The organism is Melioribacteraceae bacterium (genome assembly GCA_030584085.1).
GTDB lineage: Bacteria > Bacteroidota > Ignavibacteria > Ignavibacteriales > Melioribacteraceae > SURF-28.
In genome coordinates this window covers 401376-428069 of sequence record CP129490.1, presented here as the reverse complement: position 1 = coordinate 428069, position 26694 = coordinate 401376, and the positions used below count along the sequence as shown (strand labels likewise).

At 35.7% G+C, this 26694-nt stretch carries 17 protein-coding genes and 1 tRNA gene; 5 read left to right on the top strand and 13 right to left on the bottom strand.

Features of this window, described 5'->3' with window-relative positions; all coding sequences use genetic code 11:
• Nucleotides 1–75: 75 nt before the first annotated feature.
• Genes QY331_01920 through QY331_01910 form a run of 3 tightly spaced genes read left to right on the top strand, consistent with a single transcriptional unit; the run spans nucleotide 76 to nucleotide 2221 of the window.
• The gene (locus QY331_01920) at nucleotides 76–363 is read left to right on the top strand and encodes a hypothetical protein (protein ID WKZ70009.1); all 288 of its coding nucleotides are present in this window, start codon (nucleotides 76–78) and stop codon (nucleotides 361–363) included.
• Nucleotides 360–1454: a tyrosine-type recombinase/integrase gene (locus tag QY331_01915; GenBank protein WKZ70008.1), complete on the top strand. Its 1095-nt coding sequence runs from the start codon at nucleotides 360–362 to the stop codon at nucleotides 1452–1454. The genes QY331_01920 and QY331_01915 overlap by 4 nt, the downstream gene beginning before the upstream one ends.
• Entirely contained in the window at nucleotides 1451–2221 is a 771-nt protein-coding gene (locus QY331_01910; GenBank protein WKZ70007.1) for a hypothetical protein, read from the top strand. The genes QY331_01915 and QY331_01910 overlap by 4 nt, the downstream gene beginning before the upstream one ends.
• Nucleotides 2222–2349: 128 nt before the next feature.
• On the opposite strand, the gene QY331_01905 is transcribed toward QY331_01910, so the two are convergent.
• The 5 genes from QY331_01905 to QY331_01885 all read right to left on the bottom strand — a co-directional run bounded on the left by QY331_01905 (nucleotide 2350) and on the right by QY331_01885 (nucleotide 6579).
• Nucleotides 2350–2436, bottom strand: a tRNA-Ser gene (locus tag QY331_01905).
• 66 nt (nucleotides 2437–2502) lie between these two features.
• Nucleotides 2503–3960: a caspase family protein gene (locus QY331_01900; protein WKZ70006.1), complete on the bottom strand. Its 1458-nt coding sequence runs from the start codon at nucleotides 3958–3960 to the stop codon at nucleotides 2503–2505.
• 208 nt (nucleotides 3961–4168) lie between these two features.
• Nucleotides 4169–4327 carry a DUF5989 family protein gene (locus tag QY331_01895; GenBank protein WKZ70005.1) on the bottom strand — a complete coding sequence of 53 codons (159 nt, stop codon included), beginning with the start codon at nucleotides 4325–4327 and terminating at the stop codon, nucleotides 4169–4171.
• 10 nt (nucleotides 4328–4337) lie between these two features.
• Nucleotides 4338–4760 carry an SxtJ family membrane protein gene (locus tag QY331_01890; protein WKZ70004.1) on the bottom strand — a complete coding sequence of 141 codons (423 nt, stop codon included), beginning with the start codon at nucleotides 4758–4760 and terminating at the stop codon, nucleotides 4338–4340.
• A 1-nt stretch (nucleotide 4761) separates the two neighbouring features.
• Nucleotides 4762–6579 (bottom strand): carbamoyltransferase, encoded by a 1818-nt coding sequence (locus QY331_01885; GenBank protein ID WKZ70003.1) that lies wholly within the window; start codon nucleotides 6577–6579, stop codon nucleotides 4762–4764.
• Between the two features lie 79 nt (nucleotides 6580–6658).
• On the opposite strand from QY331_01885, the gene QY331_01880 reads away from it, so the two are divergent.
• Complete coding sequence (locus tag QY331_01880; GenBank protein WKZ70002.1) at nucleotides 6659–8626, top strand: GDSL-type esterase/lipase family protein; 1968 nt, start codon at nucleotides 6659–6661, stop codon at nucleotides 8624–8626.
• A 109-nt stretch (nucleotides 8627–8735) separates the two neighbouring features.
• Here the strand turns inward: QY331_01880 and QY331_01875 are convergent, their stop codons facing one another.
• The 8 genes from QY331_01875 to QY331_01840 all read right to left on the bottom strand — a co-directional run bounded on the left by QY331_01875 (nucleotide 8736) and on the right by QY331_01840 (nucleotide 24490).
• Nucleotides 8736–10109: a hypothetical protein gene (locus QY331_01875; protein ID WKZ70001.1), complete on the bottom strand. Its 1374-nt coding sequence runs from the start codon at nucleotides 10107–10109 to the stop codon at nucleotides 8736–8738.
• A gap of 127 nt (nucleotides 10110–10236) precedes the next feature.
• Nucleotides 10237–11676, bottom strand: a complete 1440-nt coding sequence (locus tag QY331_01870; GenBank protein WKZ70000.1) for a T9SS type A sorting domain-containing protein — start codon at nucleotides 11674–11676, stop codon at nucleotides 10237–10239.
• A gap of 81 nt (nucleotides 11677–11757) precedes the next feature.
• Entirely contained in the window at nucleotides 11758–12765 is a 1008-nt protein-coding gene (locus tag QY331_01865) for a PorV/PorQ family protein (GenBank protein ID WKZ69999.1), read from the bottom strand.
• 12 nt (nucleotides 12766–12777) lie between these two features.
• Nucleotides 12778–16338, bottom strand: a complete 3561-nt coding sequence (locus tag QY331_01860) for a hypothetical protein (GenBank protein WKZ69998.1) — start codon at nucleotides 16336–16338, stop codon at nucleotides 12778–12780.
• 19 nt (nucleotides 16339–16357) lie between these two features.
• A complete protein-coding gene (locus tag QY331_01855; protein ID WKZ69997.1) occupies nucleotides 16358–19117 on the bottom strand; it encodes a TonB-dependent receptor in 2760 nt (919 codons plus the stop codon).
• Between the two features lie 743 nt (nucleotides 19118–19860).
• Complete coding sequence (locus QY331_01850; protein WKZ69996.1) at nucleotides 19861–20472, bottom strand: response regulator transcription factor; 612 nt, start codon at nucleotides 20470–20472, stop codon at nucleotides 19861–19863.
• Nucleotides 20473–20644: 172 nt separating this feature from the next.
• Nucleotides 20645–21286 carry a response regulator transcription factor gene (locus QY331_01845; GenBank protein ID WKZ69995.1) on the bottom strand — a complete coding sequence of 214 codons (642 nt, stop codon included), beginning with the start codon at nucleotides 21284–21286 and terminating at the stop codon, nucleotides 20645–20647.
• 93 nt (nucleotides 21287–21379) lie between these two features.
• A complete protein-coding gene (locus QY331_01840) occupies nucleotides 21380–24490 on the bottom strand; it encodes a two-component regulator propeller domain-containing protein (GenBank protein WKZ69994.1) in 3111 nt (1036 codons plus the stop codon).
• Between the two features lie 385 nt (nucleotides 24491–24875).
• Here QY331_01840 and QY331_01835 point away from each other — a divergent pair, with 385 nt between their 5' ends.
• The gene (locus QY331_01835; GenBank protein WKZ69993.1) at nucleotides 24876–26693 is read left to right on the top strand and encodes a peptidylprolyl isomerase; all 1818 of its coding nucleotides are present in this window, start codon (nucleotides 24876–24878) and stop codon (nucleotides 26691–26693) included.
• Nucleotide 26694: the final 1 nt, after the last annotated feature.

Genomic DNA, 26694 nt, shown 5'->3' with positions numbered 1-26694 from the left:
TGTAAGTATTTTATGTGATGTAGTTAGATAATGTGATTTAACTTTAGATGCACCAATGTTTATACGGAGGATCCGATGTCAAAAAAGATTGACTTCAGCCAAGGGCTGGAAACTACAAGCAGTTCCATTTCTAACCCGACTCAAATTTTCAAAAACCAAGCTATGCTTCATCCCTCACTTCTAAAGCTGAAGGATGATAAGCTCTTATATTCTATCAGAGAAGTAGCCGAAATAACTGGCATGAGTTATCACTTCATTGCAGCTAAAATAAGAATGAATAAAATTAAAGCAGTACAATTTGGCGATCGTAAATTCGTCTATCACTTTGAACTGAAAAGAATTCTAATTGAGGGAATAGAATGAGTATAAGAAAAACAATAAATGAAAAATATCTCGTAGATATTTACGACAAGTATTCTCAGCGAAAGCGAGTTCGATTCACAAAACTATCGGACGCTAAAGCTTATGTGAATATGATTGAGCAGGAGAAGCATGATCAAAAAATGGTAGGTTTTGGTTTACAGAGAGTTCGCGTGTCCATAGCTGATGCTATAGAGGAATTTATGAATTTAAAGAAAACTCTTCGCTTAGCAACTGTAAAGAAATATAAAAATATCTTTTATCAATTTGATTTATTTACTACAAATCATAATGTGATTTATGTTGATCAATTTACAAGAGAGCATGCAAATCGGTTCAATGAGGCTCTTCATTCTGCTAACTCCGCACCAAAAACAATAAATCACTATTTGTTGGCCGTAAAATCATTGTTCGAGTACCAAGTCAATATGGACCGCCTCCTAAAAAATCCGTTTGATCATATTAAGCTTGCACGTGAAAAAACAAAATCTATGGTGGATAGAGCAAATGACTATTATACCGAAGAAGAGATTTCAAATTTCTTTAATCAAGAAATGTTGCAAGTTTATCGTGATGCCTTTATTGGTCTATTGTTAACCGGGTGTAGATTCGGTGAACTGGCAAACCTTAAGTGGAGTGATGGAGTTGATTTCAAAAGGAAAATCTTGATGATAAGGAGTAACGAAGAGTTCCAGACTAAAACAGCGAGTTCCGAGAGAGATATTCCGATAACCAATTTTTTATACAGTTTATTATTGGAGAAGAAAGAAGAAAATATTTCTGAATTTATATTCCCATCGATTACAGGGATGAAACTTTCTGAAAGAACATTATTGTCTCAATGCAAGTTGATAGCGAGCAAGGCGAAAATAGTTAAGACAGCGACACTTCACAAATGGCGACATACGTTCGCAAGCCATATTGAAAGGTTAGGTCTCAGTTATGAAGAGCGTCAACATTTAATGGGGCATTCTCCAACTTCCATGACATCGCATTACACAAAAGTAAATCCTCTGAACTTACATAAAAAGCTAAGTGAGCTCGATTTACTTATTACAAAGAATAGAGCAAAAGAGGAGGACCCAACACAATGAATATCGCAGACTTGCTTAATAATGTAAAAGATGAGAATTCAGCAAGAAATCTTCTTCAATCGCTTGGGATCCTAAAGACATTCACACACTGTTTTAAGTGTAATTCAGAAAGGCTGAACATTTTAAGCAGAGAGCGCTTGCGATGTTTCAGCTGTAAAACAGAATGGGGCTTAAAGAGAGACAGCATTCTCTATAATTCTAATTTATCATATACCCAATTCATATGGATATTAAAATTTTTCTCTCTTGGTATGACTGCTTCGGTTACTGCACATGAGCTTTTACTAAATCGTAAAACAGTAGATAACTTTTACAACTTATTTCGTCAAATTATTGCAGGGACGCCTATTGAGATTAATGGAATACTCCAAGGAGAATCTTACTCATACTTTATAGAGCAACAAGAAAACATAATAAGTGTAAAAACGAAAAAATCAAAATTTTCGATAGCGGAGTTTAGTTTTGTCAGAAGTCGAGTTCCGAATAAGAATGCTATTTGTAAGCTCAGATTACGAAAAAAACTACCATGCGTTTCACCGTCAAACGAGTGGATATATTTTTTACGTTTTTTAAAAGAACGTATAACGACCTACAGAGGAACATCTTCAAAATATCTTTTTCTTTATTTGAAAGAAATGGAGTTTCGTTACAATAATCAATCTTCAGATTTATTCCAAGAAATTGTGAATCTGATCCAAAATCACAAGGTGGTAAATTCTGGGCAAGAACGGCATTTTCGGACAAAGCTATCCAAAGTTGATGACTAAAAAGTGACTAAAAAGTGTCCATAGCAGGTCAAATTAGTACGTCTACAGCCACTACAAATTACAAGTGGGCACAAAAAAACCTCAAAAACGGCTTATAATCGCTGTAATTGAGGTTTTAATTATCTGGGCGGAGAGTCAGGGATTCGAACCCCGGAAGGACTTGCATCCTTAACGGTTTTCAAGACCGCCGCATTCAACCACTCTGCCAACTCTCCGTGTATTTCTTCAAAATTTTGAGACGTAAGAATAACAAATTTCGGCATAAATCTCCAATAAATTGGTTATTCAAAAGCATAAAGAAATTCAACTTTTCCGTTTACATCATCAGCTGCAATTAATTCAATCATATATCCGTCTTCCGTATACATATAGTATTCATCTGTAATTCCTTCGGAATCGGTTAGTGATAAAATATGATAAACTTCACCTTCAAATTTTTCTTCGTATAAATCCCATGAGCCTTCATCAATAATATAATCTTGATAATCGGTGAGATCATAAGTACCGTCTTCATAAAATTCAAAATATACATATTCATCTGTGAGTTCGAATTCCCAAACTCTAGTCATAATATCGGTAAGTTCGTTAGTCGTGTAATACTCGTACTCGTTATATGATTCATTCTCTTCTTCGGGGAAAAGATCGACATATCCCCAGCTAGTAGATTTGAATACATAACTGCCGGATTCAAGTTCGTATCCCACTTCTTCATTGCCTGCCTCAAAATAAATTACTGAGTTCTCGGAAAGTTTCAGTGATTTGCCCGCAGATAATTTTCCTTCTGATTCGTTTATCAATGAATTTCCATCTGAGGAATACACCTCAACAAAATATTTGATCGTTTTGTTGGTATTGTTTAGAATGCTGATGCTAGTCGTTAAAGGAGTAGATTGCGGTTTTACAGGTTGAGGCGGAGTTACCGAATTTTTATTTACCGGCAGTGAATACGCTTTCGGTGTTTGGCTGTTTATTCCTTCACTCATCAATTGATTTCTTTGCTCGGACGGCATACGGTTAAACATCTGAACTACTTTTTGTCGCGATGAAGAAAATATTTCATTCCAGGTACTAGCCGGATTTTTCGTCAATCCTTCTTTAAAAAAATAATATGTGAAGTATCCGCCGTAATTATCGTCTGACCAAGCATACTCTCCTTCCGAAGAAGCCGAGAGACTCATAAACCCTTCATAATCGCCGAACAATTTTTTATAAATTTCATCAAACTTTCCTTCCATTGAAGAACGGGATGTTTTTAAACTTCTGGCGGTAGCAATTTCTTCAACTTCGTTACTGCATGCATCCGTAATTAATATTTCCAATCGAGCGTTTTTACCTTTAACAGCTTTCTCTAAATCACTTCTATATAAATTGTTTCCTTCTCGTGTGACAACAAAAGTACCTTTTGAATCCATTCCCCCGTGACCACTGAAGAAGACCATAAAAATATCATCCGGTGAGGTTGCCGCCGAGTTAATTGCGCTTTTAACTTTTTGTGATGTCGCATCTTTTCCACGCAGCACAATTTTATTTACTTTATATAAGTTTCTCTTCTCGAGTATGTTTAATAACCCGCCGATTGTACCCAAATCCCGTTTAACTGATTCGGAGATGTTGTTTAGTTCGGCATCTTCGTAATCATCTACAATTATTAGTATTGCCGTTAACTTAGGAGCCGCTTCAAGATTTACAATAAAAAGGAAGAGAATAACAATTAAATATTTGGAAATACTCTTCTTCATATCTGTCCTCGACAACTGATATTTAGGGAATGTGTGTTTAAATGTACCGATGAGTTTGCGGAAAGTCGGATGACAATTATACAAATTTTTGTGATTATCAAGACACAATATTTTTCTTATAGAATGGATTTATGTACAGATAGACGGATGACAATATCCGCTGAGGTATAGATAGTCAGCTCAATAATTTATCGAGCTGATTATCGATTTAAAAAATTGCGTAGATAAACGGTGCTAGGGCTGAACCTTGTGTTAATATTATTAATCCGCCGAGTAATACTAAGAAAAATATTATCGGCAGCAGCCACCATTTTTTTCTGACTTTTAAAAACTGCCACAATTCCGATATGATTGATAACTTGCCCATTTATTTCCTGTTAAAATTGTCTCTCTGTTAGTTCTTTTGTGTAACTGATCTTTTCTCTTTTATTCCAGTAACTCGGCTTATCCTTTTCAATTTTTCTATCGATAAAATCCTTACCGACTAACTTCGCAATCCAACCGATAATTGTAACAACAAAATAAAATAATATTGATAGAATTACTCTGGTCATAATGAAACCGAGAATAACGGCTATTGTCATCCACGCTTTATGAATCGGTAATAATATTTTAGGATAAATTATACCGAAGAATAAAAGAATTGCCCCGGCTGAGCCGACAATCATATAAACTGTATAATTATCCCAAGCATACTGAAAGAGGAATCCGATAACTATAAGAATCGCTCCGACAGTAATTCCGAATTTTCGAAGTTCTTTTTTATCACTTTTAATATGTTTTAATTCCTCTGATATCATATTAGTCTAACCCAAATTCTTCCCGCCAATTTTTATCTTCTTCAAACTTCGGCTGATCTTTTTTATTAAGCACAAAATTACCAAGTACAAGATAATCCATTTCGGTTCTCATAAAACAGGTATAAGCTTCTTCCGGAGTGCATACAATCGGTTCGCCCCTTACATTAAATGAAGTATTGATAATAACCGCACAACCGTATTTCTTATCGAATTCTGAAATCAATTTATGATAAACCGGATTTGTATCTTTATTCACAGTTTGAATACGGGCTGAGTAATCAATATGAGTAATTGCCGGAATATCCGAACGAACTATGTTCAGTTTATCAATCCCGAATAAGTTGTTTTCTTCGTCACTCATTGCTTTCTGACGTTCTTTTTTTACATCGGCAACTAATAACATATATGGACTAGGTCTATCGATTTCAAAATATTCCGAAACTTTTTCTTCCAACACGGAAGGTGCAAATGGTCTGAAACTTTCCCGATACTTTATCTTCAAGTTCATTATCGATTGCATTTTTTTTGATCTAGCATCACCGATAATTGAGCGATTACCGAGAGCTCGCGGACCGAATTCCATTCTTCCTTGAAACCATCCGATAACATTTTCTTCCGCAATTAAATCGGCGCAATACCCGGGTAAATTTTCCGCCTCAATAAACCGGTATGGAATTTTATTTTTATCCAAGTATTCTTTGATATACTCGTTACTGAATTCCGGTCCGAGATAAGAACCTTTTTGAAAATCGATATTTGCGAAAGTCTTTCTTTCATTATCAAGATATTGATACCATGTAAATAGTGCAGCTCCGAGCGCTCCTCCCGCATCTCCCGCCGCGGGTTGAATCCATATATCGTCAAAGATATTTTCTCTTAAAACTTTTCCGTTGGCAACACAATTCAACGCAACACCGCCGGCTAAAACCAAATACTTCATGCCGGTTTCTTTTTTGATATGTCTCGCTAATCTTATCATTACTGCATCGGTTACATCTTGAACCGAACGAGCAAGATCCATATCCATTTGAGTTAACTTTCCTTCCGGTTGACGGGGTTCTCTTCCGAATAATTTGTGGAATTTGTCGTTTGTCATTGTTAAACCGGAAGCATAATTAAAATACTTCATGTTCAGTTTGAACGAACCGTCTTCTTTAAGATCCATCAACTCATTAAGAATAATATCAACATACTTGGATTCACCGTATGGCGCTAAACCCATCACTTTATATTCACCGGAATTGACTTTGAATCCCGTGTAATAAGTAAACGCGGAATAAAGTAATCCGATTGAATGAGGGAATTTGATGTCCGCAAGTAATTCAATTTTATTATTCTTACCAATACCATAACTTGTTGTTGTCCATTCGCCTACACCGTCAATTGTTAAAAATGCTGCTTCACTAAATGGTGAAGCAAAAAATGCAGAAGCCGCGTGTGATTCATGATGTTCGGGGAATAATACTCTTCCTTCAAAACCTATTTCATTCTTAATTAATTCTTTCATCCACAATTTTTCTTTAATCCACAACGGCATTGCTTTGATGAATGATTGAATTCCGATCGGAGCATAAGCAAGATAAGATTCTAATAATCTTTCAAACTTTAGAAATGGTTTATCGTAAAATGCTACGTAATCAATTTTATCACTTGTAATTCCGGCTTCACCTAAAACATAATTAACTGCATTTACCGGGAAACGATGATCGTGTTTCTTTCGTGTAAATCTTTCCTCTTGCGCGGCGGCAATAATATTCCCGTCCACAATTAAAGCGGCTGCGCTGTCGTGATAAAAAGCCGAGATTCCGAGTATGTTCATTGGTTATGATTGATTAATTAATTTGGTAAATTTATAGTTATGCTAAGTGATTGTAAAGCAAATTCACGTTGGAGGCAGCTTGCCGTTAAGTAATAAACAGAAAAAAATAGTCGAAAAGTTTTGGAAGAAATTAAGTGCCGAAAAGATTTCCGCTGATTTTTATATGGACGAAGGTGAAGTTAAAAACTATATCCATACAATAAAAGAATCGGCTAAGCCTGTTCCGAAAAGTTTTTATTTAATATTAGCGCTTATTCCAATTCTCTTTTTTGTATTTCTCGAAATCGGGTTAAGAGTTTTCGATTACGGTTATAATTTGGATCAGTGGGTTGAAGTCGATGAACAGAGAATCGGGTTAAATCCCGATGCTCCGAGAAGATATTTCTATTCTACCAAATCAGTTCCCGAATCTATTAAAGATGTTTTCCTAAAAGATAAACCCGAAAATAGTTATAGAATTTTTGTTCTCGGCGGAAGTTCTGCCGTCGGGTATCCGTATTCTCCGAATGGATCATTTTCGCGGTATGTAAGAGACAGATTAAAATTGTTGATGCCCGATAAGCAGATTGAAGTCGTAAACATAGCATTAACCGCGGTTAATAGTTATACAATTAAAGATTTCTTCGACGGTGTTGTTGAGCAGCAGCCGGATTTAATTTTAATTTATGCGGGACATAATGAATATTACGGTGCGCTCGGTGTCGGTTCACAAGAATCGCTTGGAAATTCACCGTTTTTTATCAACTTGGTATTATCACTAAATAAATTTAAAACGACTCAGCTTATTCGCGATTTCGTGAAATCAATTTTATCAATTGGAAGTGATGAACAGATTGCCGAAGGTACGTTGATGTCACGTATGGCGCAGAATCAATCGATTGAATATAACTCCGATATTTTTAATGCCGGCATTGAACAATTTAGATCAAACATGAATGATGTGCTTGAAAATGCAAGTATTCAAAATATTCCGGTTATAATTACAACACTTCCTTCTAACTTGGCTGATCAACCGCCGTTCATTTCTAGGAAGACTGAAACTTATCCTGCCGCTTCTGAAATTTATAACGAAGCAAGAAGTGAATACAATAATGAAAATTTTATTAAAGCCGATTCTTTATTCAGATTCGCTAAAGATCTTGATATGCTGCGATTCCGCGCTCCGGAAAAGATAAATAATATTATCGAAGAGTATAGCAGTTTTAAAAATGTTCATGTAGTAGATGCGGAATCTCTTTTTGCTTCACTTAGTCCGAATAATATTACCGGCGATAATTTAATGACGGATCATCTTCATCCGAATCTCACCGGTTATTTTGAGATTGGCAAATTGTTTGTTAATAAAATGATCAATGAAAATTTAGTTGACATAAATAGTGTCGAAGAAAGTTTACCTGAATCAACTGATTCATTAACTCGTGCAAATTTTCATTTCACAAAATTGGATTCCGTAATTGCCGATTACAGAATTAAAGTCCTAAAAAATGATTGGCCTTATAACGATCCGAATAAAAAATTGCCGAAGAATGTTTTGCTTAATCCTCTAAATACAATTGATTCGCTTGCTTATCAGGTTGTAGCAAATAATATGAATTGGGAAAAAGCACAACGTAATGCCGCAGCTTATTATTTATCGAATAATGATATCGAAAGCTATTTAAGTCAGATGAATAATTTGATTAATCAATTTCCCTACTTTGAAAGTTACTACGATATGGTTTCTTCGGAAATGTTAAAAAGAAAAGAATACGATACAGCTTATAAATATTTACTTGAAAGATATGAATTACTTCCTTCCGCATATTCCGCAAAATGGATTGGCATTATTGCTCTTTCCAAAAATGATTTTGATACGGCGGAAAAGTATTTGTTGCAAAGTATTGAGTTAGACAGTTCCGATCCGCAGACTTATTATAATTTGGCGGGAGTTTATGTGAACAAAAAGCAATTCTCAAACGCCTTAAGTTATCTTGATATTTGTCTCTCACTTGATCCAAATTTTCCGGGTGCGAAAGGTTTGAAAATTCAGTTGGAGAGGATTAGGTAAGGTATTTCTTTAATTCTAATTTGAATTTGCGGATTTGGCGAATTAACGGATTTGCGGATTAGTAGATTGATGGTTGTTGATTAATTGGATTTTTTATTCTGTGTAAGTGTTACCTTTTTAATTTTATAATTATTGCTTTGTGATAAAGTACATTTTCTACTTTTGTGCCAACAGCAACAATTATATTTTCTTTTGAATCTGCAGAGTACAGAGGTGAGACCTGTGAATAGTCAATAAATACTTGCCTTTCACTACTTCCATTGAAATGTGTTATACTTAATCTGTCACCGACAGAATATGTATCATTTACATTAGTCCCGGTAACTTTGTATACCCATCTTGGAGGGTAGTAGAGTTTTTTATCCGGCAGTGTGTATTTTAGTTTTTTCCTGAATACACCAATATTGCTCGCAATGAACAAATCGTTATTCAATAGTTTTATACTATTGACAGTACTCCCATAAGGTGGAGTATCTTGCAAGGTTTTATTTTCCCATATCACATTTAGGACGTTATTAGATAATTTCATTAAAACACTTTTGCTGTAATCAGTAGAATATCCGCTTATATAAATTTCAGTTCCGTTTTGATTCCCAGTAACATCCCGCAAATCTACGTCTGTCCCACTCTCTATCTTTCGCCAAGACGTGCCGTTGTAGTGACGGATATTTCCATTACCTCCGACAAGATATACTTCATCAGAACTTTTAGCCCAAATTTTTTTAATATAGAATCCTCCCTCATAACCTTTATTACTCCCCCAGAAAGTCCATATATTACCATCCCAATGTTGAGGTATTGAGCCGCCTATCCAAATATCATCTTCAGCTATTGCATAAATACTATACTCAGGAGCAAGTAGAAATCCTTCTTCCACAATTCTCAACGGCTGCCATTCGTTGCCGTTCCAGTGAACAGCATTATACAATTTAGAATCATTCGCTCCGGTTGAATCTTTTAGGTAAATTGCTCCAACTGCCCAAATGTTGTTCTCGTCAATAATTGCTACATCTCTCAGTACACTGTTGCCGTGTTCGCCAAATTCAAATATCTCGTAACTAAAATTATGGCTTGTTGTATCCATTGTTATGGCGGTTGCTTCACTGGTTACAGTGTCGTTTATTATTGCTGTGTAGGTATAACTCTGTGAAGGGAGGAGTGAATCTTGGTAAAAAATAAAACTGCTGTCGAATAACTCAATTGTTTTTACTTTATCGTTATTCCTAAATAACTTAAGTGTGTCGGGCAAAGAAATGTTTTCGGTAGTTAAGTTAAGCCAAACTTCGGTTGGTGATGTATCATCAACGGTTAGTGTAATTTTAGGTTTGGGTTCATCGTTGCCGTTTCCATTACCGTTATCCGGCGGTGGTTCGGTTGTGTTACAGGAAACAAGTATAAAGGACAAAGGCAAAAGGATAAAGGATAACGGACAAAGGATAAAGTGTAAAAAGAAAACGTGAAAGGATTTGAAATAGTTTTTCATACTGACAAATATAAGTCAATATCTATAGAGTTTAAATCAATACAGGATGGCAAAATTAATCATCTTCTTTAAAACAAAAAAGCCGGCTTTATTCAAACCGGCTTTCTTGGTAATTACAAATACAATATTACTTAATAAGCATCATTTTCTTAGTAACATTAAATTGACCTGCTTGAATTGAGTAGAAGTAAATACCGCTGCTCAAGCTGCTAGCGTCAAAATCAACATTATAAGAACCAGCATTCATTTGTTCGTTAACTAAAGTTGCTACTTCTTGTCCCAACATATTGTATACTTTTAAAGTAACATTAGATTGTTGAGGAATAGCAAACTTAATAGTTGTTGAAGGGTTGAATGGGTTAGGATAGTTTTGATCCAAAGCGAAAGTTAGAGGAATTTCATTACCTTCTTGTTCAACACCAACAACGATGTCAACTAATGGGTGTGGGTTATCTGAAGAAGCCATAACACCGAATGTATTTTCAACTCTAGCACTTACTAAATCAGGAGTCATTCTAATCCAGTGGTTATCACCTACTCCACCTTCGTTATCGTTTGAAATTCCTGTTCCCCAGTTAGCACCGTATTTATATTCAACACCAAGTAATGAATATTGCGGGAATAATAAGTTTACTGACCAGATTCCATCACCTGCAGTTGCATCACCATCTGTACCGTCATCATTTAAGAAATGAACTAGGTTTGCATCAGTATCAGGCCAACCGCCGCTAGGCCATGCCAATGGAGGATTTGCTCCGGCTATAATCACATTTTCAATTGTTCCAAAAGGAGTTCCTAAATTACCGTCAACAGCACCGTTCATATCAACTGTAAATGTAATTGTTGTTTCTTGACCTGTAAGATCTGCTGCTGTAGCATTGTTGAAAGTTCTTTCAACAACGATAAAACCAGCATCAAAATCTGCTTGTGTTGGAGTGAAAACTTTGTTAGGATCGTTTTCCCAACCTGTAACGCCGGCAGCAGTCATATAAGCAAATTTGTGACCTACTTCAACATCAACAGGAAGTTCATACATTTGTGTTAGTTCATACACGTTCGGATCAAGAGCACTTGGTTCTAAGATATCAGAAGCGCCCCAGCCATTCATCCCGCCACGAACTGTTAATGTATCTGTTTCAGGATTGAAACGACCGGAAACAATTTCATATTCCATGTTGCAAATAAATGTAACTGATATCTCTTGGCTTAGAACACTTACGTTGTTGAAGAAATAGTCTAATGTAGCATCTTCTGTTACTGTGTGTGTTCTGTTATCGACTGATTCCCACTCTAATTGAGTAGCCCAGAATTTAAATTCTAATTCTGTACCATTTTCGAACTCCATCTCAATAGTATAGATTAGATCAGCATCTGGATCAGTTAAAACGTCAACTTCCGGAGTCCATTCATTCATTGTTCCATTAATACTTAGAACATCTGTAGCTGGATCAAAATTTCCGTTTTGTTGTTGGATGCTCATATCTACATTAAACGTAATAGTGTAAGTTTGAGCATTTACTGCAACTGCAAATAAAAGCAGTACAGCAATTGTAAGTAGTTTTTTCATCTAAGGTACCTCCCTAAGATTTTTAAAGGAATTTAGTTAGTTAAAGCTAATAAATATAGCATAATAAAAAGACTTATTCATCTAAAAGCGCACCCCGATAGCAAAGTGCTGTGTATAATCAAGAATACCAAAATCTTGATATGCATAATCTAAAAAGAAACCTAACCCGGGTGCAAAATCATAACTTAAACCTACACCAAGAGTAAGCCCCTCTTCCGAATTATCAAGAAACAATGATTTGTACCCGGCGCGTATTGAGATCAAATTATTGAAAACATATTCGGCACCAAGATTTAATGATTCTGCATTATCGTTCGGATGTAATGCATCTACACCAACTGTAAACCTATGATATTCCAAATCGAGCACATCCATAGCTAAACCGACTCTAAATGCTAGGGGCATCGGAAACGCATCGGTATTAAGTGTTGCAAGTATTTGATCGTTATTCCCGAATATATTTCTATCTATATCGTGCTGAACGTATAAATCTTTTCCGTCCATCTTCATATCCGAGCCAAAATTAGTAATGGAAGCACCGATCCGCAATCCATAAATATCTGACCGGAATAATACACCAAGATCAATTGCAACTCCACTTGCAGAAGAATTCCAAATTGTTTGATTAACATATTTTATAGTGCCACCGACTGAGAATCTATCGGTTAGGTTGTATGCATAAGTTAAACCTAAAGCAAGATCATTAGCCGAGAAATACTCTCCCGTTCCGTCCTGTTCAGCTAAGGTTGTCACTTCCATTTGACCATAATCAAGGTAGGTAACACTTAATCCGAAAGCACCCATTCCGCCTAAATTAAGAACAGCACCCGCCCAATTATAATCAATATCGGCAAACCATCTGGTATGTTGGAATAAAGCAGAATTGGCATTCATTCTGGATACACCAGCAGGATTCCAATATAATGAAGTTACATCGTTAGCAGTAGCAACAAATGCACCTCCCATTGAAATAGCTCTCGGTCCAACCGGTACTCCGAGAAACTGAGCTGCGGTAGAGCCTACTTTTGTCTGAGACATAAGCAGTCCGGAGTTAATCAAAAACAAAAGTATAATTATATATTTCTTCATGTCAATTCTCCGTTACTTAATTAGGGCGAACTTGCCGATTTTTGTACCAACTTTAGGAACTTCAACAACGAACACATAAACACCAAAAGCAACGTCAATATTTTCGTCAGATCTTAAATTCCAATAAACATCACCTACATAAAGTTCCTCGTGTGTTAGCGTCTTAATTAATTCACCCCTAACTGTGAATATAGAAATCTTAGCTCCAGGTGGAACATATGTGAATCTGATTTCACGTTCACCTCGTCCGCTCGTCTGCGAGCTGAGCAATCTTGCTTCTCCGGCATGTGTAACAACGTAAGGATTAGGAACGACTTTTATTCTATCGAGATCAGCTTCTTTAAGAGTACTGCTTATTTCAGAACCCTTCATTGTAAATTCAACATCATCAAACCTAGAAAATGGTTTTGTTGTAGAAATTTGCAACGAACCTTGTGTTTCAAGAGGAACATCGGGACCGAGATATGTCACGTTAACACGCCATGTTCGTTTTCTTTCACCTTCAATATTCTCAATAAAGTAAATACTATGAACCGTTGAGATTGTACCGGTTCTTAAGTACGCAAAATCAATATATTGATTTGTAGTTCTGTTTTTAACTTTAAATGGAACCTCTTTTGCCGTAACAATATTTGAAGTAATCGGAGGAAATAAAGTATCTGCAACCGAGGTATCTACAATCGAGCTGTAAAATTCAATTTCATAATCGTACGGCATGTTAATTCCATTATATGTATTACCAGGATTAGAATTCGTCAAGAAAAACGGTTGGAATGTGTATGCCGGTGGAGTAGTCGAATTAATATTAATCCATTTTGATTTACTCGTATCTCTTCGGATCAATTCATCATTAAAGATCTGCATTCTGAATCCGTCAACAATTTTTGTACTGCCGAATAATGTTGCGGATTTGTTCACAAGCGTATCAAAACCTGCTGTGTAAGAATTCCCCGTCACATAAAAAACATCACCGTTTACAAATATTGAATCTGTATTAGCCGGTAAGTTTATTAGTTGACCGGGATTAACTATAAACTGTTCGTTAGTTGATGGAATCACCACAGTATCGGGAGTTACTAAATCCAATAACGAGTAACTCTTTGTATATCCCTGCAGAGCAGAATCCTGAAAAGCCACTTTATATCTATAACCGTTTTTGATTCTTTCTTGATCTATCACTTCAACATCAATAACACCAGTTGCTCTGTATGTTGGTGACTTCACAAGGTTTTCAAAATCCGCATTTTGGAAGCCCACGGGGCGTCTTCCCGGTGTTATATACGCAGTGTTATCGTCGGTTAAAATTTCACCTGTATTAGACCTAAAAATAAATTTGGAGTTTTCGCTTGGGAAAATATCCAACGAGTCGTCTCCCGAATCATAAGCAACAACGGCATAATAATAAGTTACACCCGGTATAACTGTTGAATCTACAAATCTATTATCAATGCCAGTGTTACTACCAAGGTAGAAGGTTGTACCGCCAACTTGTTGCAGCAATGAATAAGACGGATAGAAGAATCCTTCAATATCATCATCCAAGTCGAATTGTGCTATCGGTTTATCAAAAGACAAAACACCAATTGCATTGGTTATTTCTCTTGAGTCAATAAATCCGGCATCAGTTGCTCTATAAATTTTATAACCTTGGAAGTCATTTTTCTTTGTTATAAAATCTCTTGAGTTCTCGGTAAATTCACCATCCCAATATAGTGTAACTTTGCCGTCCTCGTGTGTAGCTGTAACAAATGGTTTCGGAGGCGGTTGTGGGAATTTATATCCCGAGTTATAAATTTGCTGTACAATTGTTTTGTTATTAAAGATATCCGGTCTGTCTTCACCAAAAAGTAACGCAACTGAGAACCTTTCTGTTCCTTTAGCAGGTAACGGGAAGAAACCTGATGCATAAATAAAATCACCATCTTGTGGCTGCGAAGGAATTACATCAAATCTTCCCGGGAGCATACGTGACCAAAGTGTTGAGTCACTGGACATATCCGGCGAAGCATTATTTGCAAAAAAGTTAAATGCCGTCAAACCAATTTGATCCGATTCATCAGGATCGGTTTTACCAAAGTTTGGTTCACCTTGATCAGGTCTTCCGTTGCCTTCAGACCCATCAGGATCGGGACCTGTATAACCATCATCACCCGGTCCTAAGCCATCCGAACCAACGTCATCAAAATTAGGATCCCAATCGCCGTCTTCATCTATATCATTATCTCTTCTTTCGTCAATCATTAAATTACCTTGACCGGCTCCTGTTCTATAATCGATATAACTTAAAGGTGATTGATTGTTTATTCTTCTTGAATCAACATGAATTGATTTGTTCTCGTCGATCAATCCGTCAAGATCGTTATCAATTCCGTCGTATGCTGAAATATCAGGAACAGCAACACCGTTAACAATTCTTCCAACGTGACCTTCTCTAAACTTTGTAACACCCGGTTCGATCGTGAATGCTATCCCCATTGAATAGACAGTTTCAGTAGACGAACCAACCGTATGTAATGATCTTTCATAAGTAACCGGATCAATCAAAACAACTCTGTCGCCTGTTCTGTAAATTACTTCATCAAAATCTGTCTCTTCAAATACCGGTGCCGGAACAGGAGATATATGTGAATCGCCGTCATTATCAATACCGTCAAAAGGGTTACCCGGAGATTCAAGGAATGCGTAACCAACATAGCCAACTTTTTGTCCGCGGTTACCGACACCATCGCTATCCCATGAATAAGTTATCCAATCCTGTGCATCAAAAAATCCAAGGTCATCACCACTGTCGCCGTCACCACCGGCTAAGGTTCCAACCACTGTACCGAAGTTAGCTTTTCTGTAAGTAGTTGTACCTTCGTTCTCGATATCGTATAACCAGAAAATAACATCCTCGGCTAAGAAACTTGCCCATTGAAAACCTCTTTGATAAAGTCTTAATGCCATACCTTTTCTTAGAGGATCGGTTGAATCAGGTAAAAAGTTTGCATTGAATTCATCATCTTGTTGATCATCTGCAACAAAGAAACTTTCTTGATCGGCGTTCATGATGCTTCTGCCAAAATATCCGTTCCATTCGGTAACGCCTCGTGAATCAACCCATTGTGATTCATTTGCGGGAGTTCTAGGATCATCAGCCCATCCACCGACTGGCCATGAATCTCTAAGATGACTCATTGCAACCGATTCTGCATTCGGATTTAAGTAACCGGGGATTGGATTCCAACCCCAGAAATAACCGAACTGCGGATGTCTTTCTCTGCCTTGTCCCGCACGAGGACCTCTTGAAATGGTAACCGAGTGAAGTGTATCACCTTGAGTGGTAAGAAACTCAACACCTATTAACGGGATGCAATCACCGATATAATTTTCGCCGGAACCGAGAGGCCATTCACCTCGAATGTCGATACCGATATTGAATCCGGCAATTTGACCATCATTATAGAACGAAATACCAGCTCTGTTACCGGTATGAAATCCAATTCTTCTTAAAGTTGGATCACCCTGCCCCTGAGCGTGTAACGTAAGTCCTATAAGAGTAATGAATAAGAATAATATTAAAAGTTTTTTCATACAAATATCTCTCTAATTTTTAGAAAAAATAAGAAACACCTAGTTCAATTCTTCTCGGTTCAGAGAAACGAGTTGGGTCCGTATATAATTCATCCAAAGTGTTAATACCATAAAGTGGCGGATTGATTAGTTCGGCTTCGTATTTGCCGAATGTGAAGTACGGATCGCCTGAATCTGAATAAACATTTCTCGGATTTTCAAGATCGAGTAAATTGAATACTTTCATGAAAACCGAAATTGTAGTGCCTCCTATTTCGAAATCTTTATAAACTCTCATATCAATATTAAAGATATTCGGTTTGTCCGCACTGTTTCTTGGAAATGCATTTTGTGTAACTCTTGTATTTTTATTAACGGCGGGTGTATATGGTTGTCCGCTATAAAAATTACCAATTATAGAAAATCCCCAATCCTTCGGAACACTGTAGGCAACTGAAATATTAAGAGTATGTGATTGATCCCAATCTAAAGGGGCAATAAATGTTTCGGGAAGAGCTCCGCCAAGAACAGCATTTCTTGCATCGGCTGGATTAGAAGCGTTTCCTTTTGTGACCGAATAAGTGTAATCAATATTAGTAGCCAAACCATCGGCAAATCTTTTTGTAAATTTTAAGATAATACCTTTTGATGAGCCAAAATCTGAGTTCGCATACTGACTGTAACTTCTATCTCTGCCAAATACTAAAATTTCTTCTGTTTGTGTACCTGTTAAGTCTCTAAAGTCCTCAAAGAAAACAGTAACATCAACCGCCATGTCACTACCAATTTGCTGTTGCAACCCGATTTCACCTTTTACTGTTTTTTGCGGTCTTAAATCAGCATTGCCAAATAATCCTTGATTACCAGAACCGACACCAATTTCAAAATCCGGATTTGTGTATAAATATTCATACCGAGGTAATTGGAAAAAATGACCGTATGAAAAATGTATAACACCTTTATCGGTAATCGGGAAAGCTAAACCAAGTCGCGGGCTAAGTTGTGTTTTAACACTTGCTTCTTTATACCAATAAGTACGTCTTTCTTCTAAAGTACGAGCTTGATTTTCGGGTCTTAACGGATCAACAATATTCGGATCGGTTGGATCACTTAAAACAACACCATCGGGTTCAAAAATATCAAAGCGAACACCGGCGTTAAAAATTAAATTGAAAGCTTCAAATTTCGCTTGAACATAAGCAGAACCTTCAATCGGATTTCTTGTGTATTGATCATAATCCTGCGTGGTTACTTCAGGAATTCTAACATTAAATGGAGTAACTTTTTGTCCGTTTTCATCAAGCATCGGAGCCAGATTTATGTTTTGATAATAAAGTTGATGTCGTTTGAATTCACCTCCAAACTGAACATTAACTTCATTTGTGAACTGTGTTGTCCAATCTAATTTTGCAGAATATGTTCCGGAGTTTCTGTGAAATCTATTATAATCAGTTCCGCCGACTTCAAACACATAGGCAGGAGTTTGTAATAACGAGTTATCAATATATTCTGTTGGTCTAGATGCGTCACCTGTATAAATATCTTCATACAAATAATGTCTGTAATCTCTAAAATAATAACTCAAATTAAGTGTGTAGAAACTACTGTTGGAAATTGCGTGATTTAAGGAAAAGATATTCGAATAAGATTTTTCGAAGCGTTGCAAATTATTATCGGGTGTGAGTTTTCTTCCGTGATTGTAATGTTGATATTCTTGTCGTTCAATCAAATAATTATAACTTAGTCTTAACCCTGAAGCTACTTGATATGTGAGTTTACCTTGACCAAAATATCTGGTATTTGGATTCATCGATACATATTCACTATTACCGTTTTGAGTAAACTCATATTCAGAACCGCCCGACCCGGCAACTTCGGAAGCTCTGTCTGTTACAAGAAAATCTCTTCTTCCATAAAGATAACCGGCATTATGGTAATATCTTGCATTGACAAAGAAGTAAATCATATCTTTAATAAACGGTCCGCTCAAACTGAATTCCGTATTTCGAACAGCAATGGGATCTATGTCATCCATATTCCAAAAAACGTCATCTCTGCTTGAGAAATAATCACCAGAATATGCTGTTATGCTTCCGGAGAAATCATTGCTTCCGTCTTTTGTAACAAGATTAACAACACCGGAAAGAGCTTGACCATATTCAGCATTGAACGCTCCACTTACTACTTGCAATTCCTTTACAGCACTTGAGTTCACTTCAACAACCGTTGAACCATCGTAGGAATCTGTAATTGGAACGCCATCAATTTGATAAGATACTTGTCCGCTTCTACCACCTCTAACGTGAATATCACCGCCGGCAGAAACTACAATACCGGATTGAAGCTGCAAAACATCACTAACTTCTGTAACAGGCAATTCTTTAATAAGATCATCGCCAACAATTGCTGTTGATGCAGTTTGATCTTTTCTAATTAACGGTTTTGTCGCGGTAACAACAATGTCTTCGGAAAGTTGAATTGATGTTTCGGATAGTTCAAAATCAACTGTTGTTGTAAGGTCAATATTCACCCTGACGTTTTCAACAGTTACGGCATTATATCCGATGGCTGATGCCTTTACCGAATAATTGCCCGGTTGAATATTGAGTATGTTGTAAAAACCATCAATATCCGCTGCCGCACCGAGATTAGTCCCAACAATTACAACGTTGACAAACGGTAATGGTTCTCCGGTCATTGCATCGCGAATTGTACCGGATATTTTACCCGTTGTACCGGCGCTGACTTGTATTATGGATATTAAAAAGCTTATAATAACAAATCGTAAAAGTTTTTTCATGTATCACTCCCTAAAGATTAAAACCTTTTTACTATTGCTGCCCGATATTTCATAACATAATTTTGATACTAATTTTAGGAGAACCGAGCACATCATGATGCAATACTGCACCACAAAACCAAGAGCGATTAGTATTAGATGTGTTTACATAAGCTGGGGTTGATGGTCCTCCCTAAAGACTCTCAATTCCTCACTTCAAACTCTATTTTCATCTGCCGATTTAAACTGCTTATTATCTTATTACTTGCTGTTGCATACAATCGTTAAAAGCGTGGGTATTAACAATCATACCGCTAACAGTCTTACAAGATAATGATATCAAAATACCAATTTAACTGAATAGGTACTACAGAATTCGAAGACACTTTTATTTCAAAAATATAATTCAACTTGAGTGTCTTAATTGTTAAAAAACAATTTTAATCGACGCTGAATTCATTATAAAAAGAACAATAATCTATAATCTTTACAGTAAAGCTATCACGGTAAAAACAAAAAAAACTAGTGCAATTAGATCGTAGTAAATTTCATTGAACCACAAAAATCTCGTAACTGATAGGCATTGCATAAAGTATTTATTTCATACATATTTATCTAAAATGCCTGATGTAATTCTAAAAAATTATCGATTTATTCTTACTCTTTCTACTACCCAAATTGAGTATTTAGAAAGAATATTGGGTTCAAAACAACAAAACCCTACATCAATTGAGTGGGTATTTTACTACCCACTCACTCCATCACTAAAGGGGTATTTTCTTCAGTTCAAGATTCAAATGTAATTTTTGATAAACACTATAAAAATATGCATGAACTTTTTCCATAGGAATCTGTAAATGATCGGCTATTGCTTTAGGACTTTTACCTTCAATTAATTCCGTGAGAACACTGAATTCAGGCTTTTCGAGAATTTCACCGTTTTTAGCTGCAACATTTTTTTTATTAAAATGATTTAAAACCTTTCTTGCTATATATGTATTCATATATGATTTACTGGCATAAACTTCTCCGATTACCTTTAACATTTGAATCGGTGGAGTTTTCTTCTCCAAGTATCCACTCGCTCCGGCCTGCAATGCTTCAAATAGGTTTTCGCTTTCGGAATATATTGTAAGGATTATAATACGTGGGTTTTCATCAAGAGCACGAATTTGCTTTATGCCTTCTATTCCGGAAATTCCCGGCAGCTCAATATCCATTAGAATTACATCTATTTGCAAAGATTCAAAATTCTGCAATAAATTTTCACAGTTCGAAAAATCCGCAACACATTTATACTCTTTTGAATTATTGAGAAATTCTTTCAATCCATTCCGGATAGTATTGTTATCTTCGACAATCACAACATTTATCAAGACAGATGCTCCACAATTAAAATTATGAGGTTATGATAATAGTCTAAAACTAATGTTTTCGATAAATCAATACTACTGCTCAAATGAGGGTATTTTTAATTTTGCTGGGTAAAATAAATTAAATTAACACTCAAATTGGGTAGTACGAAATAGAATTTGATGAGGTGTGAAACTAAACAAGTCCTTCTTTAATTGCTTTTACAACTGCTTCGGATTGAGAATGAACGTGAAGTTTTTTGTAGATATTTCGAAAATGAAATCTTACCGTTTCAACACTGATGTGAAGAGAATCTGCAATGGCTTTAATGCTCAGTCCTTCTACCAAACCACCAAGCACTTCCTTTTCTCTTGGTGTTAATGTATTTAAAGAAACATCGTGTTGCTCTATTTTTTTACTTTGTTGAAAAAAATTAACTACCTTTCTTGCGATATGCGAACTCATTGGTGCGCCGCCTTCATAAGCTTCTTTTATTGCTTCAAGTAAACGGGCAGGCGGAGTTTTTTTAACTAAGTAGCCGCTTGCGCCTGCAAACAATGCTTCAAAGACTCTATCATTTTCATCATAAATTGTGAGTACCATAATTGTGCTATCGGGATAAATTTCTTTTACTTTTTTTATACCTTCTATGCCGGACATCCCGGGTAAATCTATATCCATTAAAAGAACATCAAAATTTAATTTATGGATTTTCTTCAGCATGTCCTCGCAATTCGAAAATGTGGCGGCACAATGGTAATCATCCGTTCCTTCTATTAATAAATTAAGCCCTTCCCGGATAGTTTCGTTATCTTCTACAATTATAATATTTATCATGCTTGCTTGGTTTTTGGGTATAAAACAAATGATGAAATTGAGGTTAAATCTAATGATTTTTTTTGTGAATAATAAGCAATTTCGAGGAATAGATTAGTTGATTTTTCCTTTATAAATCAAAGTTGTTCCTTTTCCAATTTCAGAATTAATTATAAGCGTTCCGCCAATTTGCTTTGCTCTTGCGTGCATGTTCTTTAATCCATTTCCCATAAATTTCTGATCAGAATTAAAGCCGGTTCCATTATCGGTCAATATCATTTCCAAACTTTTACCCGCAAGATGTGCATCTAAAGTTATTTGGGTACATTCTCCATGAGTTAGACAATTATTTATACCTTCTTTAAAAATCAGAAACAAGTGCTGCCTCTGCTCCATTGATAAAGAAACTTTTTCCAATGATTTAAGGTTTTTTGAGGTAAATGAAATATTTGTCATAGCCAGTAATTCGGAATAAGTATCTTCCAGTCTTAAAATTAGATCATACAATGTATCGCGTTGCGGATTGACAAGCCACACAATGTCACTCATTCTATCAATTAACGATCGAGAGTCTTCGCTTATTCTTTTTAACTTTTTCTGTATGCTTTCATCTTCATTTTTCAATCTTTGCGAAATCACTTCGCTCAGAATAGAAATCTCCGTTAAACTAGATCCAATATTATCATGAAGATCTGCAGCAATTTTTGTTCGTAATCTTTCAACTGCCAGCATCTGTTTAATTCGTGATGTGAATAAATATACTATCGCTCCGCCAAACAACAGAATAAGTAAACTTATAAACCAGACGGATGACCAGAAAGGTGGCAAAATTGTAATTTTTAATGACGCACCTTCTTCATTCCAAACACCATCGTTATTTGAACCCTTTACTCTAAAGACGTATTCACCGGCGTCAATTTTTGAATAGGTAACAAATCTCTTATTTCCACCGGGTATCCAATGCTTGTCATATCCTTCAAGCATATAAGTATACTGGTTTTTTTCTGGCACGGTATAATCCAACGCAACGTATTCAAATGTTATCACATAAGAATCATAATCCAATTCTATTGCATCTGTCTCAAGTAATGAAACGTTTAACGGTGAATCTTCGGAAATTGGTACAGGTTTATTGAACAGTTGTAAATCTGTGATATAAACTTTGGGCACATGTTGATTGTCTTTTAAATCGGAAGGATAGAATGCAGTTAGACCGTTTACACCGCCAAAAAACATTTCTCCGCTTTCACTTTTAAAGGACGCTCCCCAATAAAATTGATCGCTTTGTAAACCGTCGCTTTCATTATAGTTTCTAAATGTTCTATCCTTAGGATTAAATTTTGATAAACCATTATTGGTGCTTACCCAAAGATTTCCTTTCTCATCTCCGAGTATGCTGTAAATAGCATTGTTAGGTAAACCGTTTTTTTCGGTATAATGATTGAATTCAATTTTTTCTTGTTCCCCTTCTTTTGATATTTCCATCTTATTTAATCCACCTGAAACAGTACCCACCCAAAGAACAATTCTTTCTTTTGTTGAAGAAGGATCTTCATAAATTGAAATGATTCTATTATCGCTTAGAGAATTTGGATTGGAAATATCACTTTTATAACTGATAAATTGGATGTCATCTACATTACCGGAATTGAATTTTTTGAGTGATGAAATTCTGTTCAATCCATTCCAAGTACCTATCCATAAATTATTCGCCATGTCTTCATAAATACATTTCGATTGTATTCTGTCATCACTCAAACTTTTTTGATTTTTCGCATCATGCTCGAAAGCAAAGAAATTATTCTTATCATTTAAAAACACACTTAACCCTGCTTCGGTACCTACCCACAAATTCTTAAATGAATCTTCATATATTGCTTGAATTGTGTCACTAGGAATACTCAACTCTTTATTTGGATTTTTGACATAGTAAGTAAATTCTATTTTTGAACCATTATTAGTGTTTACAGATTTATTCAAGCCGCTTCCCCAAGTTCCAACCCAGAGAGTATTTTTACTGTCTTCGTAAATTGATGTAATCCGGTTATCGTTTAATGAGCCCGCAACATTTTCATTAGATAGATATCGAGTAACTATGTTTTTATCTTTATCGAATCTATTAAGTCCCCCGCCAAGTGTTCCAACCCAAAGAATTCCTCTACTGTCTTCAAATACAGCTCTAATCATATTACTGCTCAAGCTGTTTTGATCCGACGGATCATTTTGGTAGTGTACAAACCGCTTACTATGCGGATTATATTTATTAACGCCGCCGCCTACTGTCCCGATCCAAATTAATCCAGATTGATCCTCGATAATAGAACGGATTAAATTGTTACTTAAGCTAGTCGGGCGCAGAGGATCATGCCTAACGTTGACAAATTCGTTTTTCGTTTTATTGAAAATGCTTAATCCACTTTCGGTACCTATCCAAAGCAATCCGTTTTTATCTTCTTTAATTGTGGTAACGTTATTATTTATTAAACTGTTTTTGTCTGATTCGTATTGATATAAAGTAAACTTCATACTATAGGGATCAAGCTTATTTAATCCTCTCCCGTTTACACCTATCCACATCATTTGATTATCATCGAGATGAAGCGACCACACAAAGTTACCGCTGATACTGTTCGGATTACCGGGCATAGCTATGTAACGAGTAAATTTTTGTAAAGCTTTATTAAACTTGTTTAATCCACCTCCGTTAGTGCCAATCCATAAGTTTCCATCTCTATCTTCAACTATATCTCTTATGCTGTTATTGCTAATACTGTTCGGATCGGTAGGAGAATTTTTATAAATAGTGAATGATTCATCCGACTTATTAAACTTATTCAACCCGCCGTTATTAGTTCCAATCCATAAATTTTTATTGCTGTCCTCAAAAATTGTTCTAACATCATCTTGACTAATTGATTTTGGGTTTGTCGGATCATGTTGAAAGTGAGTAAAAACATTTTTTGCTCTATCGTAAAGATTTAGTCCACCGTTACTTGTGCCAATCCACAAGTTATTTTCACTATCCTCATAGATTTCCCAAATGAAATTATCCGAGATAGAGTTCGAATCTTTTTCGGCATGTCGGTAAATTGTGAAATTGTAACCATCATACTTATTCAATCCGTCTTCGGTACCAAACCATATAAATCCAAAGCTATCTTGCAGAATTGCATGAACCGTCGATTGCGAAAGTCCTCTTTCCGGATTAATAATTTCGAATTTCATTTCACTTTCTTGTGCACTAGTGATTCCGATAGTCAGAAAGTGTAACAAATACAAAATGAAATATTTTTTAGATGAGAATCTAAATACATTTTTATGAAACGGATTCGTATTTGGTTTGCTTATTTTAGAAATGGCAGATGTTAAAATAAAATTTAATTTTTCTAGAGATATCATAAATTAGGCTTTATTTTTAGCCGAGTTTTTAACTATGCACTATAATATTTTCAAACTGCGGATGCATATAATTCATATCAAAAATACGAGATTTATGCTGAATCTACCAGCTAACAATTTTAACGGTGTTCTTATTTTTATACAATAATAATTGTAATAAAATTATAACTTTACTTTTTACAAATAAATATATCCGGTGTCGGTATTTTTCATGAAATGGCAGAGAATTCATAGTTTTTTAGTGTCATTCGTTTTATTAACTATTATTGCAAGCGGACAAACGAATCAAGATTTCGTCGCAAAAATTGGTGATGAGTTTATTACAACCGATCACTTTAAAATTCGATACGAGTTTACTCCGCATGTCGGTAGACATATAGGTTCGGCAAAAAAAGAATTTGCAATTACCTTGATTGCAGAAAAAATGTGGGCTGAAAAAGCTCGTGAACTTGGTTATGATACAAATCCGGCAATCGCATCAACGCTCTCAGCATTGAAGAAAATGTTTATTAGAGATAAACTTTATCGCGATGAAATTTTAGCAAACGTAATAATAAACGATCAAGAATTGGCTGATGCTGTTAATAAGCATCTATCAAAGCTGCAAGTGCAATATTTACGAAGTACAAGTAAAAGTGAAATAGATAACTTGCACTATCTCCTTTCAAGCGGTTATAGTTTTGATTTACTTCTAGTAGACCGACCGGAAGTAAACGATCCGCAGAACAATGCTCTGCTCTCATACACCGACATGAATCAATTTGTTGTTGATTCGCTTTATAAACTTAATGTTGGGGAATTTACAAAACCAATTTCGGTAGGAACCGATTGGTTTGTATTTCAAGTCAATGAGAAAACAACTCAGTTTTTTCCAAATGCAGAAGGACGAAATAGTGTAATTAATTCTGCAAGAGAAAAGTTGAAGGATGATAAAGTAGCATTACTCTATAAAGACTTTATGCAAAAAATGTTTGTCGGGAAAGATGTAAAAGTAAACAGAGATTTGTTCCGTTTTGTAGCTCGTCAATTTTCCGAAGTATTAAAAGCAAAACCGAATTTGTATGACACATTATTTATTGATAGCAATGATGCGTACTATATAACTCTTAACGCACCGAAAGACACGTTAGATCTTCCTTTTATTGAAATCGGTGATTCGAAGATCAGCGTTGGTGATTTTATTCTTGAACTTGCATTCCACGGATTTGAAACTATCAGTTATGAAATCCCTATTGTTGAAAAGAATTTAAATTCTAAAATCCGACAATTCATTGAGTATGAAGTTCTTGCACAAGAAGGAATTAAAAGAGGTTATGCGGATTTGCCCGAAGTCCAAAGTGATATTAATATGTGGGAAGATTATTACTTAAGCTACTTTTACAAAAAATCAGTGCGTGATTCAATCACTTATACGACTGAAGAACTGAGAGAATTCATTTCTACAGAAAAGGATAAATCAACATCCTATTTTGAATATAATGCAATTGAACTGTTGACGGATGATCTTAATTTAATCGGCACTGCACTTAACATTGAAGATACTGATGAACTAAAAGAGTTTGCTGTTAAACATACCATCAGAGAACGGGTAAAAAATAATCAAGGTGATCTCGGCTGGTTTTCTGACAAAGATTTTCCTGAACTAAGTAAGATAGCTGATGAATTACAGATTGGTGAGATTTACGGACCGGTTTCTCTTGACGAAGGTTATTCCTTAATTAAACTTTTAGAAAAAAGACAAGTTAGTGAACCGGTTTTCGGAACCAACGGTATCGACACGCTAAAAGCAATTCAACGATTGAAAGAAGATAAGTACAGCAAACTATTAATTAATAACTCGGTTGATTTTGCGAATGAACTAAATATTGAAATTAACGAAGAAGTTTTAAACAATATTCCCACAACAAGTATTAACTCATATCTAATTAGAGTTATGGGATTCGGCGGAACACTTCCGGCCGTGCCGTTATCAACACCATTTACTGAATGGTATCAATATTTTATGAATCAAGAAAAAATTTCGCTTTAAG

Bases quoted from the DNA above. Each gene is read 5' to 3' on its own strand.
- QY331_01920 (WKZ70009.1), top strand. From the start codon at position 76: ATGTCAAAAAAGATTGACTTCAGCCAAGGGCTGGAAACTACAAGCAGT.
- QY331_01915 (WKZ70008.1), top strand. From the start codon at position 360: ATGAGTATAAGAAAAACAATAAATGAAAAATATCTCGTAGATATTTAC.
- QY331_01910 (WKZ70007.1), top strand. From the start codon at position 1,451: ATGAATATCGCAGACTTGCTTAATAATGTAAAAGATGAGAATTCAGCA.
- QY331_01900 (WKZ70006.1), bottom strand. From the start codon at position 3,960: ATGAAGAAGAGTATTTCCAAATATTTAATTGTTATTCTCTTCCTTTTT.
- QY331_01895 (WKZ70005.1), bottom strand. From the start codon at position 4,327: ATGGGCAAGTTATCAATCATATCGGAATTGTGGCAGTTTTTAAAAGTC.
- QY331_01890 (WKZ70004.1), bottom strand. From the start codon at position 4,760: ATGATATCAGAGGAATTAAAACATATTAAAAGTGATAAAAAAGAACTT.
- QY331_01885 (WKZ70003.1), bottom strand. From the start codon at position 6,579: ATGAACATACTCGGAATCTCGGCTTTTTATCACGACAGCGCAGCCGCT.
- QY331_01875 (WKZ70001.1), bottom strand. From the start codon at position 10,109: ATGAAAAACTATTTCAAATCCTTTCACGTTTTCTTTTTACACTTTATC.
- QY331_01870 (WKZ70000.1), bottom strand. From the start codon at position 11,676: ATGAAAAAACTACTTACAATTGCTGTACTGCTTTTATTTGCAGTTGCA.
- QY331_01865 (WKZ69999.1), bottom strand. From the start codon at position 12,765: ATGAAGAAATATATAATTATACTTTTGTTTTTGATTAACTCCGGACTG.
- QY331_01860 (WKZ69998.1), bottom strand. From the start codon at position 16,338: ATGAAAAAACTTTTAATATTATTCTTATTCATTACTCTTATAGGACTT.
- QY331_01855 (WKZ69997.1), bottom strand. From the start codon at position 19,117: ATGAAAAAACTTTTACGATTTGTTATTATAAGCTTTTTAATATCCATA.
- QY331_01845 (WKZ69995.1), bottom strand. From the start codon at position 21,286: ATGATAAATATTATAATTGTAGAAGATAACGAAACTATCCGGGAAGGG.
- QY331_01840 (WKZ69994.1), bottom strand. From the start codon at position 24,490: ATGAAATTCGAAATTATTAATCCGGAAAGAGGACTTTCGCAATCGACG.
- QY331_01835 (WKZ69993.1), top strand. From the start codon at position 24,876: ATGAAATGGCAGAGAATTCATAGTTTTTTAGTGTCATTCGTTTTATTA.